Source organism: Parabacteroides sp. An277 (assembly GCF_002159645.1).
Lineage (GTDB): Bacteria > Bacteroidota > Bacteroidia > Bacteroidales > Tannerellaceae > Parabacteroides.
This window is the reverse complement of record NZ_NFJB01000007.1, coordinates 12,888-31,478: the sequence shown is the minus strand read 5'-3', so window position 1 is coordinate 31,478 and position 18,591 is coordinate 12,888. Positions and strand designations below refer to the sequence as shown.

At 48.0% G+C, this 18,591-nt stretch carries 11 protein-coding genes, 1 tRNA gene and 2 pseudogenes; 12 read left to right on the top strand and 2 right to left on the bottom strand.

What is annotated here, in order from left to right:
• Nucleotides 1-2: 2 nt before the first annotated feature.
• The 4 genes and pseudogenes from B5F77_RS04160 to dnaJ all read left to right on the top strand — a co-directional run.
• Nucleotides 3-3,107: pseudogene (locus tag B5F77_RS04160) on the top strand (multidrug efflux RND transporter permease subunit); the annotation flags it as partial.
• On the top strand, nucleotides 3,096-4,523 hold the full coding sequence (locus B5F77_RS15950) for an efflux transporter outer membrane subunit (RefSeq protein ID WP_343225049.1): 1,428 nt from the start codon (nucleotides 3,096-3,098) through the stop codon (nucleotides 4,521-4,523). The pseudogene B5F77_RS04160 and the gene B5F77_RS15950, both read left to right, overlap by 12 nt.
• A gap of 214 nt (nucleotides 4,524-4,737) precedes the next feature.
• A complete protein-coding gene (locus B5F77_RS04155; RefSeq protein ID WP_087328079.1) occupies nucleotides 4,738-5,316 on the top strand; it encodes a nucleotide exchange factor GrpE in 579 nt (192 codons plus the stop codon).
• A gap of 15 nt (nucleotides 5,317-5,331) precedes the next feature.
• Complete coding sequence (gene dnaJ, locus B5F77_RS04150; RefSeq protein ID WP_087328077.1) at nucleotides 5,332-6,486, top strand: molecular chaperone DnaJ; 1,155 nt, start codon at nucleotides 5,332-5,334, stop codon at nucleotides 6,484-6,486.
• A 164-nt stretch (nucleotides 6,487-6,650) separates the two neighbouring features.
• Here dnaJ and B5F77_RS04145 read toward each other — a convergent pair whose 3' ends face one another.
• Nucleotides 6,651-7,733, bottom strand: coding sequence for a DUF6261 family protein (locus B5F77_RS04145; RefSeq protein WP_087328073.1), 1,083 nt, complete (start codon nucleotides 7,731-7,733; stop codon nucleotides 6,651-6,653).
• Nucleotides 7,734-8,850: 1,117 nt separating this feature from the next.
• On the opposite strand from B5F77_RS04145, the gene B5F77_RS04140 reads away from it, so the two are divergent.
• Nucleotides 8,851-10,119, top strand: a complete 1,269-nt coding sequence (locus tag B5F77_RS04140; RefSeq protein ID WP_140392809.1) for a hypothetical protein — start codon at nucleotides 8,851-8,853, stop codon at nucleotides 10,117-10,119.
• Between the two features lie 78 nt (nucleotides 10,120-10,197).
• Here B5F77_RS04140 and B5F77_RS04135 read toward each other — a convergent pair whose 3' ends face one another.
• Complete coding sequence (locus tag B5F77_RS04135) at nucleotides 10,198-12,189, bottom strand: glucosamine-6-phosphate deaminase (RefSeq protein WP_087328069.1); 1,992 nt, start codon at nucleotides 12,187-12,189, stop codon at nucleotides 10,198-10,200.
• Between the two features lie 270 nt (nucleotides 12,190-12,459).
• Between B5F77_RS04135 and B5F77_RS04130 the strand changes: the two genes are divergently transcribed.
• The 7 genes and pseudogenes from B5F77_RS04130 to B5F77_RS04100 all read left to right on the top strand — a co-directional run bounded on the left by B5F77_RS04130 (nucleotide 12,460) and on the right by B5F77_RS04100 (nucleotide 18,588).
• Nucleotides 12,460-12,534 (top strand) — tRNA-Pro (locus B5F77_RS04130).
• 103 nt (nucleotides 12,535-12,637) lie between these two features.
• Nucleotides 12,638-13,252, top strand: coding sequence for a TetR/AcrR family transcriptional regulator (locus B5F77_RS04125; RefSeq protein WP_162607949.1), 615 nt, complete (start codon nucleotides 12,638-12,640; stop codon nucleotides 13,250-13,252).
• 72 nt (nucleotides 13,253-13,324) lie between these two features.
• Nucleotides 13,325-14,596, top strand: a complete 1,272-nt coding sequence (locus B5F77_RS04120) for a TolC family protein (protein ID WP_087328061.1) — start codon at nucleotides 13,325-13,327, stop codon at nucleotides 14,594-14,596.
• Nucleotides 14,597-14,613: 17 nt separating this feature from the next.
• Complete coding sequence (locus B5F77_RS04115; protein WP_087328058.1) at nucleotides 14,614-15,516, top strand: HlyD family efflux transporter periplasmic adaptor subunit; 903 nt, start codon at nucleotides 14,614-14,616, stop codon at nucleotides 15,514-15,516.
• Nucleotides 15,517-15,527: 11 nt separating this feature from the next.
• Nucleotides 15,528-16,451 carry an ABC transporter ATP-binding protein gene (locus tag B5F77_RS04110; protein WP_087328055.1) on the top strand — a complete coding sequence of 308 codons (924 nt, stop codon included), beginning with the start codon at nucleotides 15,528-15,530 and terminating at the stop codon, nucleotides 16,449-16,451.
• A gap of 22 nt (nucleotides 16,452-16,473) precedes the next feature.
• Nucleotides 16,474-17,187: pseudogene (locus tag B5F77_RS04105) on the top strand (ABC transporter ATP-binding protein); the annotation flags it as partial.
• A gap of 297 nt (nucleotides 17,188-17,484) precedes the next feature.
• Entirely contained in the window at nucleotides 17,485-18,588 is a 1,104-nt protein-coding gene (locus tag B5F77_RS04100; protein ID WP_087328049.1) for an ABC transporter permease, read from the top strand.
• Nucleotides 18,589-18,591: the final 3 nt, after the last annotated feature.

Below are 18,591 nucleotides of genomic sequence, written 5' to 3'. Positions count from 1 at the left end.
GGATGAGAGCAGGATTTTTTATCGACCGTCCCGTCTTCTCGACGGTTATTTCGGTGCTGATTGTGCTCGTCGGACTGATAGGATTGGTATCCTTGCCCATTGAGCAATATCCGCAGATTACGCCACCTGTCGTGAGGGTGAGTGCTTCCTATCCGGGAGCCAATGCCTTGACAGTATCCCAGGCGGTGGCAACTCCTATCGAGCAAGAATTGAACGGTACGCCCGGTATGCTTTACATGCAAAGTAATTGTTCGAACTCAGGAAGTTTGACGATTACGGTCACGTTCGATATCTCTTCGAATCCGGATTTGGCTGCCGTAGAAGTGCAGAACCGTGTGAAGCTGGCCGAAAGCCGTTTGCCGGCCGAGGTGATTCAGAATGGTATCTCGATAGAGAAACAGTCGCCCAGCCAGTTGATGACGCTCACGTTGATGTCTGACGACCCGAAGTTTGATGAAATCTATTTAAGTAACTTTGCTACGATTAACGTGTTGGACGTGATACGGCGTATTCCGGGCGTAGGTCGCGTGTCGAATGTCGGTAGCCGTTATTACGGAATGCAGATATGGGTTTATCCAGACCGTTTGGCGACGATGGGATTAACTGTAAAGGATTTGCAGGATGCTTTGAAAGACCAGAACCGTGAGTCGGCGGCAGGCGAGTTTGGTAAGCAACCTATCTTGAATGTGGATGTGACGCTCCCCGTGACTGCTTCGGGACGCCTCTCGACGGTCGAGGAGTTTGAAAATATAGTGATTCGAGCCAATTCAGACGGTTCGATTGTCCGTATGCGCGATGTAGCTCGCGTCTCGCTCGAAGCCTCTTCCTATAATACGGAGAGTGGTATTAACGGAAAGAATGCGGCCATCCTGGCTATCTATATGCTTCCTGGCGCGAATGCCTTGGAAGTAGCCGAAAATGTGCGGAACGTCATGGAGGAGGTAAGTAAGAACTTCCCCGAAGGATTGGAGTATAACTTCCCTTTCGATATGACGGAATACATTTCCCAATCCGTACATGAAGTGTATAAGACCCTTTTCGAAGCTTTGTTTTTGGTGATATTGGTCGTGTTCCTATCGTTGCAGAACTGGCGTGCGGCATTGATTCCGACAATAGCTGTGCCGATTTCGTTGATTGGTACGTTCGGGTTTATGTTAGTCATGGGTTTCTCTTTGAATACTTTGACTTTGCTGGGTTTAGTATTGGCCATCGGTATTGTAGTAGACGATGCGATTGTGGTGGTCGAGAATGTGGAGCGTATTATTAATGAAGAGGATGTCTCTCCCCGTGAAGCAACCCACCGGGCGATGAAGGAACTGACAGGTGCTTTGATCGCTACTTCGATGGTTTTGGCGGCAGTGTTTGTACCGGTGAGCTTCTTGAGTGGCATCACGGGGCAATTGTATCGCCAGTTCTCTATTACGATAGCCGTGTCGGTAATTCTATCTACGGTTGTAGCCTTGACTTTGAGTCCGGCCCTTTGTGCTATTTTGCTTCGTCCGACCAAAGGCGAGAAGAATATTGTCTTTCGTAAGATAAACGAATGGCTGGAAAAAGGAAACCATAAATATACAGGGTTGCTTCGGAAAGTGATGCAACAACCACGGCGGATATTGGCAGGTTTTGGTATGATTATCGTAGTTATTTTCGTATTGAACCGCGTTTTGCCAACCTCTTTCATTCCGGAAGAGGATCAAGGTTTCTTTACGGTAGAGTTGGAATTGCCAGAAGGAGCTACGTTGGAGCGTACACGTACTGTGACGAACCGCATGATAGATTTCTTGAAAGCGCAGCCAGCCGTAGCATATGTGCAGAATGTAACAGGAAGTAGTAGCCGTTTGGGAACTTCACAAAACCGTACTACGTTGACGGTTATCCTTAAGCCTTGGGAAGAGCGTAAGGGCGGTAATATGGGGGTGGCCGATGTCATGGAGGCTGTCCGTAATGAATTGTATTATTATCCGGAAGCGAAAGGATATGTGAATCGTCCGCCCGTTATACCTGGTTTAGGTGAGAGTGGCGGGCTGGAGATGCAGCTTGAAGCGCGTGGCGAGGCTACTTGGGATGATTTAGTACAAGCGACGGATACGTTTCTTTATTATGCGAGTCAAGCTCCGGAGTTGCAGAATATCTCTTCGGCCTTACAAGCAGAGATTCCACAGATTTATTTTGACGTAGACCGTGACCGTGCGAAGTTCTTGGGTATTCCTGTGGCAGATATATTCTCGACCATGAAGGCCTACTTAGGTTCAGTTTATGTGAATGACTTCAATATGTTTAACCGTATCTATCGTGTGTATATCCAGGCCGAAGCGCCTTACCGTGCGAATAAAGAAAGTTTAGGGCTCTTCTTCGTGCGAGCTAAAAATGGTTCGATGGTTCCACTTACGGCTTTGGGTACGACTAAATATACGACGGGACCAGGTACGATTAAGCGTTTTAATATGTTCTCTACTGCACCGATAAATGCTGTTGCCGCATCTGGGTATAGTACAGGTGATGCGATGGCGGCGATGGAACGTATTGTACAAGAACATTTACCCGACAATATCGCCCTTGAATGGAGCGGCCTTTCTTATCAAGAGAAGCAGGCAGGTGGACAGACGGGTATGATTTTGGCTTTGGTATTTCTCTTTGTCTTCCTTTTCTTGGCCGCACAATACGAGAGTTGGATTGTGCCGATTGCGGTACTTCTTTCGCTTCCTATTGCGGCTTTGGGTGCCTATCTGGGTATCTGGGTCACGGGATTGGAGAACGATGTCTATTTTCAGATTGGTTTGGTGACGCTCATCGGTTTGGCTGCCAAGAATGCCATCTTGATTGTAGAGTTTGCCAAAGTGCAGGTAGATAAAGGTGTGGATGCCGTCCAGGCGGCGGTTCATGCGGCCCAGATGCGTTTCCGTCCTATCTTGATGACCTCTTTGGCGTTCATCTTGGGTATGTTACCGATGGTGTTGGCTTCAGGACCTGGTTCGGCGTCGCGCCATAGCATAGGTACGGGTATTTTCTTTGGCATGTTAGTGGCCACGAGTGTCGGCATTGTGATGGTACCTTTCTTCTTTGTCTTGATTTGTAAGATAAAGAAGGGAATTCGAATGGAAAAGGTGGCTCGTTATCGTCCTAATATGGATAAATTGAAAAAGATTCGTCCCAAGAAGTTTCTGCCTTTTATTTTGATATTGGCGTTAGTCCTCGCCTTCTCTTCTTGTAAATTAGGGAAAGAGTACGTGCGTCCAGATTTGAATCTGCCGGAAACGATTGACGGAGAAACGACGGATACTGCTTCTGTGTCCGATATTCCTTGGCAAAGTTTATATCAAGACACTGTATTGCAGAATCTGATTAATCGGGCGTTAGAAAATAATAAAGATATGAAAATCGCTGCTGCGAAAATTAAAGAAATGATGGCAGCCAAACGTATCAGTTTCTCTCGCTTTTTCCCTTCGGCGAACGCTAATTTGCATGCGGAAACAGAGGTTACGAATTATGATGGAAGTAGTAACCGAAGTTCCGATCCTGAGTTTGATGCGAAATTGGGCCTGAACTGGGAATTGGATCTTTGGGGAAATATCCGTTGGGCGAACGAAGCCGATATTGCAGCCTATATGCAAAGTATCGAAGCGCAACGGGCATTGAAACTAACGATTATTGCAGGTGTGGCAGCTGGCTATTATGAACTTTGTGCTTTGGATGAAGAATTAGCTATCGTTCGTCAGACGTTGGAAGCTCGTCGCGAAGGTGTTCGTTTGGCCAAGTTGCGTTATGAAGGCGGTTTGACTTCTGAGACGGCTTATAACCAGGCGTTGGTAGAATTAGCACGTACCGAAACGTTGATTCCAGACTTGGAACAGCAGATTCAGATTAAGGAGAGCGACCTTTCGTTGCTTCTTGGGGATTATTCGCACCCGATTCGCCGTGGACGCATCCTTGCCGAACAACGTCTTCCAGATGCATTGCCGGCAGGGCTTCCTTCTTCTCTGATTGAACGCCGTCCGGATATCCGTCAGGCGGAGATGGCTTTGAAGGAAGCAAATGCGCAAGTAGGTGTGGCTTATACGAATTTGTTCCCGAAGATTTCTTTGACAGGTACATTTGGCTTTGAAAGCAACGAATTGGGTAATTTGTTGAAAAGTCCTTATTGGTATCCTGCGGTAGATTTGTTGCAACCGATTTTCGCGATGGGGCGCAATAAGGCTCGGTTGAAAGTAGCGCGGGCGCAATATGAGCAGGAAATTTATAGTTATGAGAAGACCGTCATCGAGGCTTTTAAGGAGGTGAATGATGCTATTGTCTCGGTTCGTAAGGCAAAGGAAGTACGCCAATCACAAGCGAAATTGGAAATAGCAGCTCGTAAATATTTGGAATTGGCGCAACTGCAATATATCAACGGTGTGACCAATTATATGGATGTGCTTGATGCCCAGCGTGAGTTGTTGAATGCGCAAATCGGACTTAATTCGGCTGTTTGCAACGAGCTTCTTTCCATTGTCTATCTTTATAGAGCATTGGGCGGAGGATATTGAATCAATTGATAATTGGCAATGGGCAATTAACAATTCCATGTTTGTGTATTTGAAGGCGCACAGAATTCTAATACCGATTGCTTGCGTAGGTCTTAGAATTCTGTGCGCCGTATTGTTTTATCTTGGCAATGTTTTTGCAGAATCTAAGGCGTGAATGGGAAGCCAAGGTTTGGTCGGGTTTCTCTAATGGGTTGATAATAAAACAAAAAATAATATGAGCAATAAAGATTTTAAAGGGAAAAGTCCTGTAGAAGAACAAAACGTAACGAACGAAGAAGCGACAAACTTGCAGGAACAATCCGAAAAAAAGGCAGAAGAAATAGCCGAAGGTGACAATACGTCAGATGAATTGGCTGCTTTGCAACAGAAATATGATGAGTTGAACGATACGCATCTGCGTTTGCGTGCGGAGTTTGACAATTATCGTAAGCGTACGTTGCGCGAAAAGAGCGATTTGATTAAGAGCGGCGGCGAAAATGCATTGACGAACCTCTTGCCTGTCATCGACGACTTCGAGCGTGCGCTCCAAAATATCGAGAAGGCGGAAGACATGAAGGCCGTAGCGGAAGGTGTTGATTTGATTTACACGAAGTTCGTCGCTTACCTGAAGAGCCAGGGCGTGAAGGCGATGGAGGTCGTAGGCAAATCGTTTGATTCGGATTATTGCGAGGCGATTGCGACGATTCCGGCTCCGACTCCCGATGAGAAAGGAAAGGTACTGGATTGTGTACAGACTGGTTATACATTGAACGAGAAGGTGATTCGCCATGCGAAAGTAGTTGTTGGGGAATAATAAAAAAGGAAGGAAATGGCGAAACGTGATTATTACGAAGTGTTAGGCGTAGCTAAGAATGCTACGGAGGAAGAAATCAAGAAGGCTTATCGCAAGAAAGCCATTCAGTATCATCCAGACAAGAATCCGGGTGATAAGGAAGCGGAAGAGAAGTTTAAAGAGGCGGCTGAAGCGTACGATGTCTTGAGTGACCCGCAGAAGCGTCAGCGTTACGACCAGTTCGGTCATGCTGGAGTGGGCGGAGCTGCAGGTGGTACGGGTGGCTTTGGCGGCATGTCGATGGAGGATATTTTCTCGCAGTTCGGTGATATTTTTGGAGGTCACTTTGGCGGTTTTGGCGGATTCGGTGGTTTCGGCGGCGGACGGAGTGCGCGTCGTGTGAATCGGGGGTCTGACCTCCGCGTAAAGGTGAAGCTTTCGCTGAAGGATATCGCTACGGGTGTGGAGAAAAAAATCAAAGTGAAGAAATATGTGGCTTGTTCGCATTGTCACGGGACGGGTGCGGATGGTTCAGACGGGGTAAAGACGTGCGATACCTGTAAGGGTTCGGGCGTGGTGACGCGCATCGCCAATACGATTCTCGGCCAGATGCAGACGCAGACGACCTGTCCGACCTGCGGCGGCGAAGGCAAAGTAGTTGTCAAGAAATGCCCGCATTGCAACGGCGAAGGCATCGTGCGCGACGAAGAGGTCATCACCATCCACATCCCCGCGGGCGTGGCCGAAGGCATGCAGCTCTCGATGAGCGGCAAAGGAAATGCGGCGCGGCATGGTGGTGTGAACGGCGATTTGCTCATCCTCGTCGAGGAAGAGCCGCATCCCGAACTCCTGCGCGACGAGAACGACCTCGTTTACAACCTCCTCCTCAGCTTCCCGCAAGCTGCATTGGGCGGTTCGGTCGAAGTCCCGACGGTCGATGGCAAAGTGAAGGTCAAAATCGACCCAGGTACGCAACCGGGCAAAGTCCTTCGCTTGCGTAACAAGGGACTTCCTTCGGTAAATGGCTACGGCACGGGCGATTTGCTGGTCAATGTCAGCATTTATGTTCCTGAATCGCTCTCCGATTCCGAGAAGAAGACGCTTGGCAAACTCGACGAGTCGCCTAATTTCCAACCCAACAAAACCATGAAGGAGAAATTCTTCGACAAGTTCCGGCGGTTGTTTAATTAAAGGAAATAGGGAATTTTTCCCGTTTGTAGGGGCGGACCTGGGTGTCCGCCTTTCTGCGTTTCAACGTTTTTATGGAAAACAATCAGGTACAAAAAAAGGGCGGACCCGCGTGTCCGCCCCTACAAGCATATTTTAATTGTCAATTGTCAATTCTCAATTGTCCATTACCATAACGTGATGGGCTCCGGATATTCCACCACCAGCGGACTGCCGCCGTCGTAGGTTTCGATGCGGACTTTGTATTGTCCTTCCGTTAAATCAGGGACCATGGTAAATTCGCAGCTGGTCTCCGTGACATTGCTGATGGTCTCTGGCTTAATCCATTCGACATAATCATAATCATTGACGAGCCCGATGACGTGTTCCAGCGTACCATCTTGTCCCTTCAGCGTAAAGCCTTTATAGTTTACGCCGGTTTGTTTGCCTCGCTCGATGCGATGCGGATTTTCCGGGTCGCCCTCTTCCTTTTGGTAGACGGCCGTAATTTCGGGAGTGACAGGTTCGGGAGTGGGTTCGTCGCCGCCCTCATCCGGCTTCTTATTGCCCGACGTTTGGCCTAACACTTGTTGCCTATAGCGACGGATCAGGGAGTTCATTTGGTCGATAAAATCGGCATAATCTGCATCTCCTTCAATCAAAGCGTATGCATTAATTACTTGAATCAATTGGCGGTATGCCTCATCCACCTCTGCCCGGACACGCTTTGTAGCGCCTATCTCGCGGCTTTTGTTTTCGATATCCCGCTGGCGAAGCAATTCGGCGGTCTGCTCGTTTGCCTCGGCCAGTTTATCCACGATATTCGTCAGGTTCAACGCGGCTACTTGTTCTGCATATTTACCTTTCAAATCGTTCGTAAAGTTCAATAAATTACCCGTTTCCTTATCCAGTTGCGCCTGCACGTCAATTTTGTAGTCTTTGATATGCTGCTGTAGGATTTTAGCCGCCTCGGCCATTTCTGGAATTGAAATGCCATTCATGGCCTTCACCATATCCCGGTACGAACGGTAAAGTTCGTCGCGCAACCGGTCTGATGCCGCAATATCGTCACTCAGCAGACTTTTAGTTGAAGTTTTCATTACGCGATCCTCTTCCGCCAACGACGTATCATAAGGATTTATAAATTTGGGGCACTTGGCCGAAATCGTAGCATCCGCCTTTACCCAGCCCAATACCGTAGTGTGGTATGCAAAATGGGCTCCATTGTCAAAGCCCTCTGTGCGAATTTCGTCTATCTGTTTTACTTTCATGACAAAATATTTTTTTAATCAACGTCTCGAAATTAAACATATTTCCCCGGAACACAAACGATGAAGCATCAAATTTTTGATTTTTTATATTTTTCATTTCGACAACGCACCAGAGCCGCCAGCTCTTTCTACTTGTCACGCGACAATACACCGGAGCTGCCGGCTCTTCCGGCTTGTCACGCGACAATACACCGGAGCTGCCGGCTCTTCCTACTTGTCACGCGACAACGCACCGGAGCCGCCAGCTCTTTCTACTTGTCACGCAACAACACGCTGGAGCCGCCAGCTCTTCCTGCTTGTCATGCGACAACACGCTGGAGCTGCCGGCTCTTCCGGCTTGTCACGCGGATACGCCTTACCTTATATATAGTTACGGGCGCGGGAGACCTCGCAAGAGGTCTAACCATGCTTAACCGCTGTGTGACGCGCCAGCGGCACCTGCGGTCAAAGTCCGCCCCATGGTCTCGACCTCGAAGGGGTCGAACCTCTTCGTGTCCGCCCTGTTCGACCCCGCTGGGGTCGGGATCGTGGGGACATCGGCTACCGCAGGTGCCGCTTCGCGTCACCAGCCGGTTAAGCATGGTGAGACGGTTTCACCGTCCGGTTAGTGTTTTCAATGGAGATGAATGCCACGGCTCTTTCATTTAAATTGGATACCGCAGGCCTCGCTCCGCTTCGACCTACGGCTACTTGACAATTGCGCCTCTTCGAGGCACGATATAGGTAATAAAACAGTCCTTGAAGAGGACTTCTGTGCATAGCTGCTGGTCGAAGCGGAGCGAGGCCTGCAGCTACAAGCGTTCCGAACCAGTTCCCTTAGGATCTACAAGGTTACCGCTTTTTTAAATGAAAGAGCCGTGGATAAATGCAAAATTCTTTCTAAAAATTTGCACTTATTAAAATAATGTTTCGTACCTTTGCCTCTGTCTCCCGCAAAAAGGAGACGGACATATTGTGAAAAGGTGTTTACTTAGACGTCTTGTTTCTTGGCAGAGAACAGGTTTTGGTACAATTCCCACGCTTTTTTATTTATATGCTAATCTAAACATAGAATAACAACCATCCGTATTGGGGAATTGTACGGAGCAAAAGAACTAAATATGAAAAAAAGTGGTTTATGATGGGTTTGTCCATGTTGCTGGGGGCTCTTCCGGTGGGTGAAATGGAAGCGCAGGGCTTTTTGGACAAAGTGGTAAAGGGGTTGGAAAAAACAAACCAAGCATTGGAAAGCGCAGACCGTTTGTTTGGCGGACAGAATACGCAACGCAGCAGGCGGAAAGCCGTGAAAGGATTCCGAATCGAGTCCCCGCATCCGGATTTGGAAATCAGTTGCGAACGCTGCATCGCTTCCTCTACGACCGTTTTGATGGATTTTTATGTCGTGAATTATGGGGCAGACGCCACGCTCGATTTCATGCCTTATAATAATGTAGCAATCGACGACGCGGGCACGCAATACGCCATGCAGGTGCGCGTGGCAGATGGCGAATGGGTTTCGGCCACTTCCGCCGCCGGGCTTTTCCCGACCGAGGTGCCCATCAAACTGAGCGTGCAAATCAAGGATGTCCCCGAAGAGGTGCAGATGTTCCGGCGGTTGCATTTGAACATTAACTGTCCCCGCCTGAACTTGCGCGGTTCCGATCCGATTAAAGTGTACAATTTACCTATCCTTAGAAGGCCGCCGATAGCGATGACGAGGCCCATGCCGCATCCGGCGCATCCGCTCGTCGACCCGCTGGTTCAGCTGAGTGGCATGTCCTATTCCCCCGTGCTCATATCCTATATTCCAGACGACGGGAACGACCTGTCGCGCATGGGGCTTGCCGGGAAGGTGAGGCAAATCCAGGAAAAGCGGATCGATGGGAACCCGAACGGGAAGGCGCAAACCCATCTCTACCGATTCAACGAAGCCGGCATGTTGGAATATGTAGAAACGCCCTTCTGGCGGTATCATTTCAGCTACCAAGACGGGAAGCGATACAAAATCACGGAAGAATATGAAGATGGTTCCTCTACGAAAGAGTATACGGTTTTCAAAGACAAGGACAATCGTTTCGTGTTCGGGGACGATGGGAAAGTGTTGGAAGATAATCTCTATTTCCCTGTCAAATATGCGTATGCGGAAACCGGAACTTGTTCCGGTATTTCATACCAAGAAGATGATGGGGAGGGAAATGAATGGCTCGTCACAGTCCGCTTCACCCGGAACGGGCAAGGGAACATCAGCCACATCCAGGAACAGACATCCTTTTCCGACGGTGCAAAAAATGCCCGGCAATACGAAATAAAATATCAATACGACGCACAAGGCAATTGGACTTCGCTCCGGTGCGATTCCGAAGCCAAATACATGGACTGGCAACGCACGTTGGAATATTACGAGTAACTAAAATCCCTGCCAAAAGTTCTACAACCTAGGGCAGGGATTTTTAGTTACATACTATTCCTATCTCTCCGGAAGGTTTTACCTCACAGGGATATACTGTACGAAGGCTTCCATAGCCTCGTAGGAGGCGAGTCCGAGCTGATGGTAAAGTTCGGCCGTCGCGCGGTTTCGGTCTTCGGCGCGTTGCCAGAAGAGACGTTCGTCGTCGCCCAGATAAGGTGCGCTTTCGGCTTGCGACTGGTGCTTTAATATTGCATTCCGTTTGTGGCGCAGTTCTTCCGGAGAAATAGGTACGGCCATTTCGATGTGGTCCATTTCCCATTCCGCCCATGCGCCGCGGTACATCCAGATGCGGCAATTGAGCATCCATTCTTCGTCTTTGATTTCATCCACGGCAGCGAGGATAGCATCAAGGCAGACTTTATGCGTCCCGTGCGGGTCGGCCAAATCGCCCGCAACGAAAATCTGGTCGGGCTTCAACTCTTCCAAAAGCTTTTTGATGATGTCCTTATCCGCTTCACTAATCGGATTTTTCTTGACTAACCCCGTTTCGTAGAACGGAAGGTCGAGGAAATGGATATGGTTCTCGTCTTTGATACCCGTATAGCGGCAAGCATGTCGTGCTTCTTCGCGGCGGATGGTACCTTTCATAAAGAGGACATCCGGACGTTCGGCCTGGTTTCCTTCCACTTTTTCGTAGCGTAGATAATGTATAATCTCTTCCGCTTTCTCCTTTACGGCTGTATTTTCAGGGGAATATTTGTTGCATACATCGCGCAAGTACTCGCAATAACGGATGACCTCTTCGTCGCCCACTGCGATATTACCCGATGTTTGGTATGCCACATGCACGTCATGATGCTGGTCGCAAAGCCGACGGAATGTACCGCCCATCGAAATCACATCATCGTCGGGATGCGGACTGAAAATAATCACCCGTTTGGGATAAGGTGTTGCACGCTCAGGCCGGTCGGTATCATCGGCATTGGGTTTTCCGCCAGGCCAGCCCGTGATTGTGTGTTGGATGTCATTGAAAATTTTGATGTTTACATTGTATGCTGAGCCATACAACGCTAAAAGTTCACCCAAGCTGTTTTCGCTATAGTCGCGGTTGGTGAGCTTGAGGATAGGTTTGCCTGTCCGTTGGCAAAGCCAGACGATGGCACGGCGGATGAGTTTATTATCCCATTCGCAAGTCGTTACTAACCAAGGATGGCTGATACGGGTCAAATCGTAGGCAGCCGTCAAATCTACGATAGCTTTTGCGTTCGGATGGATTTGCAAATAGGTGGAAGGGATAGCATCACTGATTTTTCCTTCAATCGTATTGGCTATCACGCTCGCTTTATCGTCGCCCCAAGCCATGAGGATGACGCTCTTCGCCTTCAATACATTGGAAATACCCATGGTGATGACACCGGCCGGGACATTGTCGGTCGAAGCGAATGTAGCTGCAGCTTCTTTGCGGGCCGCTCCTTCGAGAAGCACCAGCCGGGTGCGCGAACTTTGAAGTGTTCCAGCCGAATTGAACATGATGTTGCTGCTCGGCCCGATGCCCAACAACATGCAATCAATACCGCCCAGCGAAGCGATTTTCCCTTCGTAGGAAGCGCAGAAATCAAGGATAGCATCTTTCGGCATCTGTCCATCCGGATAATGGATGTTTTCAGGAAGAATATCCACATGGTCGAGTAGTTCATTCTTGATATGCGCAAAGACACCCGAATTCAAATTGGCAAGAGGATAAAATTCATATTCTAAGAATACCACGACGTTTTGGAAACTTAATTGGTCTTCCCGATGCATACGAACTAATTCTTTATATACGCTTTCCGGCGAGCGTCCTCCAGGCAAAGCCAACACGAACGGCTGACCCGCTCCTTGTTTCTTCCGGATTTGGAGGGCGATTTCTTTGGCGATTGCAAACGAACCCTCTTCGGCGGATTCATAAATGGTGGTAGGTACTTTTTCCAAACGGGTTAAAACCGAATGCTCGAATGCGTTCTCCGGCCGATAATACTTGGTCGGAATGCGTGTGAGCGTAATTTGGGAGCTTAAATTTGTTTTCATTCTTTTTGTTTTAGGATTTACGTATATAAAACAGCCCTTAGTTGCAAAATGTTTTGTTCAAAGAAGATTTTTTTTGTACTTATGATTTTGAAAAGACATAGGTATAAATGTTGACAAATATAACTATGTTCTCCGCCAATTATAGTTATCTAATTTTGATTCGGTAATAGTTTGGATATTATGTGTTTAGAAAAAAGTTTAGTAAAAAGAGCGACAAATGTTTGGAAAATTCATCCAAAAGCTCTACCTTTGCAACGCATTTGAGAAAAACGGGGTGTAGCGCAGTCCGGTTAGCGCACCTGCTTTGGGAGCAGGGGGTCCCAGGTTCGAATCCTGGTACCCCGACAAATGAAGAAAAGTCCATTATTGGTGTAGTCCGAATGATGGACTTTTATTTTATATGATATCGACAAAATTGTCGAACATAACAGATGAAACAAATTTAAAGATGAAGTATAACGAACAAAACACAGAACAAATTATCCTGGAAGCGGCAGAAGCCGAGTTTTTAGAGAAGGGATACAACGGCGCGAAGATGCTTTCGATAGCTCGACGGGCGGGTGTGGCGCATTCGATGTTGCATTATTATTATAGAAGTAAAGAGAATTTATTTCAAGCCGTGGTATTAAGGAAGACAGACGAGATAGTACCTTTGTTCAGAGGAGTATTCAAGCAAAATTTATCGTTCGAAGAAATGTTGAATCGAATACGTGAGGTACGTGATCGTTACATCTTCTCGCAATCTCCTCAGATGCCCTATTTCCTTTTGTCTGAAATGCTTTTGAAACCGGAGAATCGGGGGATACTGCTTGATTTGTTTAATCGGATTGGATCAATCCAGCAAGCACGCGAACGATTGGAAGAAGAGATAAAAGCCGGGCGAATCCGTCCGATATCTTTCGAAGATTTTATCTTTTTGTTGCTTACGTTTGACGCTGCTTCGTTAACAGCCATAGTGGCTTGCCAAAGAAAAGAGGGCGTTCATTCGGAGGTAGTGGCCAAGTTGCTTGCCTCGTATCGCACACATAATATGCAATTGATTTTAGAGGCGTTGCGTCCATAATGGAAATTTTTTTATCTTTGCATCGACAAAATTGTCGAACATGAAAGACGAAACATAATTCAGCATAAGAAAATGAAAACAAAGACAATCTGTTCACTCTTCGTATTACTGATGTGCGTGCCTGCATGGGCACAGCTTAGCATCGAGACGTGCTATCGGAAAGCACAAGCGAATTATCCGCTTATCCAGCGATATGGATTGATCGAAAAGACCGAAGCGTATAATCTTTCGAATGCCGCCAAAGGATATTTGCCGCAAATTTCCTTTTCGGCACAAGCTTCTTACCAATCGGATGTGACGAAAATACCTTTCGACCCAGCCGAGTTGGGATTCGAAGGCATAGAAATCCCGTCGGTAAGTCAAGATCAATATAAGGCGACGCTTGATGTGAACCAAGCTATTTGGGATGGAGGTATGGTTCGTTCGGAAAAACAGGTACATCGTACGCAAGCAGAGGTCGAGCGTAAAGATTTGGATGTGAGTTTGTATGCGATTAATGATCGCGTGAATCAACTTTTCTTTGGAATCTTGTTGGCCGATGCGCAAATAAAGCAAAACCAAGTGTTGCAGGCGGAGTTAGAACGACATTGTGCGCAGGTTTCTTCCTATATAGAAAATGGTGTTGCTAACCAATCAGACCTCGATGCCCTCCGTGTAGACCTTCTCCAAGCTAAACAACAAGAAGCGCAATATGCGCATACCAAGCGGGCTTACGTCTCAATGCTTTCAAAACTGATAGGCGAAGAGATGGGAGAGAAGACAGAATTTGTGCGTCCAGAGGTAGTACGTCCGTTGGTAGGTAGAAACAATCGTCCGGAGTTGGCTTTGTATGAGGCGCAAATACAAAACTTGAAGGCTCAAGATGCGCGGATTCGAGCCGGATTAATGCCACGCTTGGGATTGTTTGTGACGGGAGGATATGGAAAGCCAGGTTTGGATATGTTGGAAGATGATTTTAAGGCATATTATTTGGCCGGTGTAAAGCTTTCATGGAATATTGGTAATTTCTGGACAAAGAAAAACGACCAAGCGAAGATACAGACTTCGATTCGTTCCATCGAAGCCGCGCGAGAGACCTTTATTTTCAATACGGATTTAGATATTGCACAACGAAATTCGGCAATTGATTCCTATTTCGAACAATTGAAATATGATGATGAGATTATAGCTTTACATGCTTCGGTACGTCGAGCTTCAGAGGCGAAAATGGCGAACGGGACTTTGTCTGGTACCGACTTGACGCGCGACATTCATGCCGAGCAATCAGCTATTCAAAACAAGATTCTTCATGAGATGGAGTTACTCTTAGCGATTTATAATTTGAAATACGTTACGAATGAATAATTTAAATAAGAAATGATATGAAAGCAACTACTTGTTTTTTGTGGGGCATGGCCGTTTGCTTGCTCTCTTGCGGAAAAGGAGAAGGTGATTATGATGCTTCCGGTGTATTCGAAACGACGGAGGTGACCGTTTCAGCTCGTGGCGGAGGTGAAATCATGCGTTTCGATTTGGAAGAAGGAGACCATTTGGAGGCAGGCGAGGTAGTGGGATATATTGATACTGTCCAATTGCATTTGAAAAAAGAAGAGCTTTTGGGCAACTTGTTGGCTACGGATAGTCGGCGTTATGATGTGGGGCGGCAAATAGCTTCTCTTCGTCAGGAGATAGCTACCCAAAAGCGGGAGCAACAGAGGTATGAGAATTTAGTGCGTGTAGAGGCTGCCAACCAGAAGCAATTGGATGATATCAACTCCAGGCTTGCTGTGTTAGAAAAGCAACTGGCTGCCCAAATCGAGACGCTTGAGAATGGAAATCGGAGCGTGGGCGGGCAAGTGTTGATGTTGGAAGCACAAATTGGACAAATAGAGGATCAGATAGTGAAGAGTCTTATTATAAGCCCCGTAAAAGGTGCTGTTCTATCAAAGTACGCCGAACAAGGTGAATTAGCGACGCAAGGCCGGAGCTTGTTTAAGGTGGGCGATTTGGAGAATATGTATCTTCGGGCTTATATCACGGCTCCGCAATTGACTTCGCTTAAAGTGGGGCAGCCGGTCAAGGTGTACGCCGACGAGGGTGAGAAGGGTCGGCGTGAATATGAAGGTACGATTTCTTGGATTTCTGACCAGGCCGAGTTCACGCCCAAGACCATCCAAACACGCGACGAACGGGCCAATTTGGTGTATGCCGTCAAAGTTTCGGTTCGAAATGATGGGTATATCAAGCGCGGTATGTATGGGGAAATCAAAATAATGAATAATTAATAGGTCGTAAGATGGGCAACGCGATAGAAGTAGCACATCTCTCGAAAGCGTACAGACGGCAGGTACAGGCGTTGGACGATTTGAGTTTTTCTGTTGAAACGGGTGAGCTTTATGGGCTTATTGGACCGGATGGAGCAGGAAAGACCACCCTTTTTCGTATCTTGACTACGCTGATGCTGGCCGATAAAGGCGAAGCGCGTGTAGCGGGGTTTGATGTGGTACAAGATTATCGGAGGATACGTAATCTCATTGGTTATATGCCGGGTAAGTTTTCACTCTATCCGGACTTGACGGTGGAAGAAAACCTGGATTTCTTTGCTTCGGTATTTCATACGACTGTGAAGGCCAATTATCATCTGATAGCGGACATTTATCAGCAAATCGAACCGTTCAAACATCGGCTGGCTGGGAAACTTTCGGGCGGGATGAAACAGAAGCTGGCGCTAAGCTGCGCGTTGATTCATAAACCAGAAGTGTTGTTTCTGGATGAACCGACGACGGGTGTCGATCCTGTTTCGCGCAAGGAATTTTGGGACATGCTCCTCCGCTTGAAGCAGGAGGGTATTACCATTTTGGTTTCCACTCCGTATATGGACGAGGCGACGCGTTGCGATCGCATTGCGCTCATCCAGGGAGGAAAGTTCTTGGGTGTCGATACGCCACAGCGACTTGTCGAGCACTATCCGGAAAAGCTCTGGGCAGTGCGTTCGGAGCACATGCATCGGTTACTGGCCGACTTGCGTGCCTATCCATACATACAGACTTCGTTTTCGTTTGGTGAGACGTATCATGTCACGATGCACACCCAGGGTTCACCCGACGATTTGCAGGCTTATCTATCTCAGCGGGGGCATCGCGCGGCACGTATCGAGGCCATTCTTCCTTCTGTAGAAGATTGTTTTATGTGGTTAAGCAGACAGTTATCTCATGAATGAAAAAGTAATAGAAACAAAAGATTTGACAAAGCGTTTTGGAAACTTCACGGCTGTGGATCGCATCACGTTCGACGTGGCGCGCGGCGAGATATTCGGTTTCCTGGGGGCGAACGGGGCGGGAAAGACTACCGCGATGCGCATGCTTTGTGGGCTGAGTTGTCCTACATCGGGGACGGGGTACGTGGCCGGATTCGACATCTCCACGCAGCCGGAAGCTGTCAAACGGAGCATTGGCTATATGAGTCAGAAGTTCTCGCTCTACGAGGATTTGAAAGTTTGGGAAAATCTTCGCCTCTTTGGCGGAATATACGGCATGGACGACCGGGAAATTGCCCGAAAGTCAGATGAGATGTTGGCTGAATTAGGCTTCGAGGCCGAGCGGGATACTTTCGTGCGCGCCTTGCCGCTGGGTTGGAAACAGAAGTTGGCTTTCTCTGTGTCTATTTTCCACGAGCCCAAGGTTGTGTTTCTCGATGAGCCGACGGGAGGCGTCGATCCTATTACGCGCCGCCAGTTTTGGGAACTTATTTATCGGGCTTCCGACCGGGGTATTACGGTATTTGTTACCACGCATTACATGGACGAGGCGGAGTATTGCGACCGCGTTTCGATTATGGTCGACGGGCAGATTCGTGCGCTCGATTCGCCGGCGCGTCTTCGTGCCCAATTCCGTGCGGAGACCATGGACGATGTCTTTCAGCAGTTAGCGCGGCAATCCACACGTCGGTCTGATTAAAAAACGGATGGAGATAGCATACATGAAGATAAAAAGGAATTTCTTTACCTTGCGATTCGTTGCCGTTGGATGGAGACAACGAATCGCGTCTTGCAATTTGTTGTCGTTAGAAAGAGACAACGAATCGCATCTTGTAATTTGTTGCCGTTGGAAAGAGATAATGAATTGCGCCTTGCGATTCGTTGCTATTGAACGGAGACAACGAATCTCGTATCCCGACTCGTTGCAGTTTGTACGTGGCGACAAGTATGAGGCTTTGGGAAGGCATTTGTTTATGAACGAAAGGAGTAAAAGCGTATGAAACAATTCCTATCATTTATGCGGAAGGAATTCCGCCAGATATTTCGTGACAGGCGGACGTTGGTCATTCTCTTGGCCATGCCGCTGGTATTGGTGTTGTTGCTCGGCTATGCCATCAAGACGGAATTGAACGGCGCGCAGGTGGCCGTGTTCGACCCGTCGAAAGACGACGAGACGCGGCGCATTATCGAACGTTTCCAGGCCAGCGAATATTTTACAGTGGTCGACGAACTAACAGAACCGAAGCAAATCAACGAAGTGTTTCGCACAGGAGAGGTGAGTTTGGTGTTGGTTTTCAGCGAACATTTTGCCGAAGATCTGCTGCGGGGAGGCACTTCCGTCCAACTGATTGCGGACGGTACAGACCCGAACCAAGCGGCTCTCCTCACGGCTTATGCGCAGGGCGTATTGGCCTCTTATCAAGCAGAATGGCTGGAGGAAGGGAAGGCGTCGGGACACATCCGGACCGAAACGCGGATGCTCTACAATCCGCAATCGGAGAGCGCGTACAATTTCGTGCCTGGCGTGATGGGACTGATTCTGATGCTCATCTGTGCGATGATGACGAGCGTGTCCATCGTGCGCGAGAAAGAGACCGGGACCATGGAAATCCTGCTGGTTTCACCCTTGACGCCCTTGCGTATCATTCTCTCGAAGATAGCGCCTTACTTCACGCTCTCGGTGGCCAATGTGGTTACGATATTGCTGCTGGCGGTGTTTGTCATGGGCGTGCCTATTCGGGGGAGCCTCTGGTGGCTTTCTGTCCTGTCGGTGCTTTTCATCTTGGTGGCGCTTTCGTTGGGTCTGTTGATTTCCACGTTAGTCAGTTCGCAAATGGCGGCACTGTTAGTGTCGGGCATCGGGTTGATGATGCCGACGCTCATCTTCTCGGATTTAATATTTCCGATAGAAAACATACCGGTTGTATTGCGATGGATATCAGATCTAATTCCGGCACGATGGTATATTTCGGCCATGCGGAAAATCATGATTCAGGGCGTGGGCTTTACCTGTTTCGCTAAGGAGTTAGCTATCATTGCAGGTATGGCCGCCGTGTTGATGACGGCAGCCTGGAAGAATTTTAAAGTACGGTTAAGTTAATAG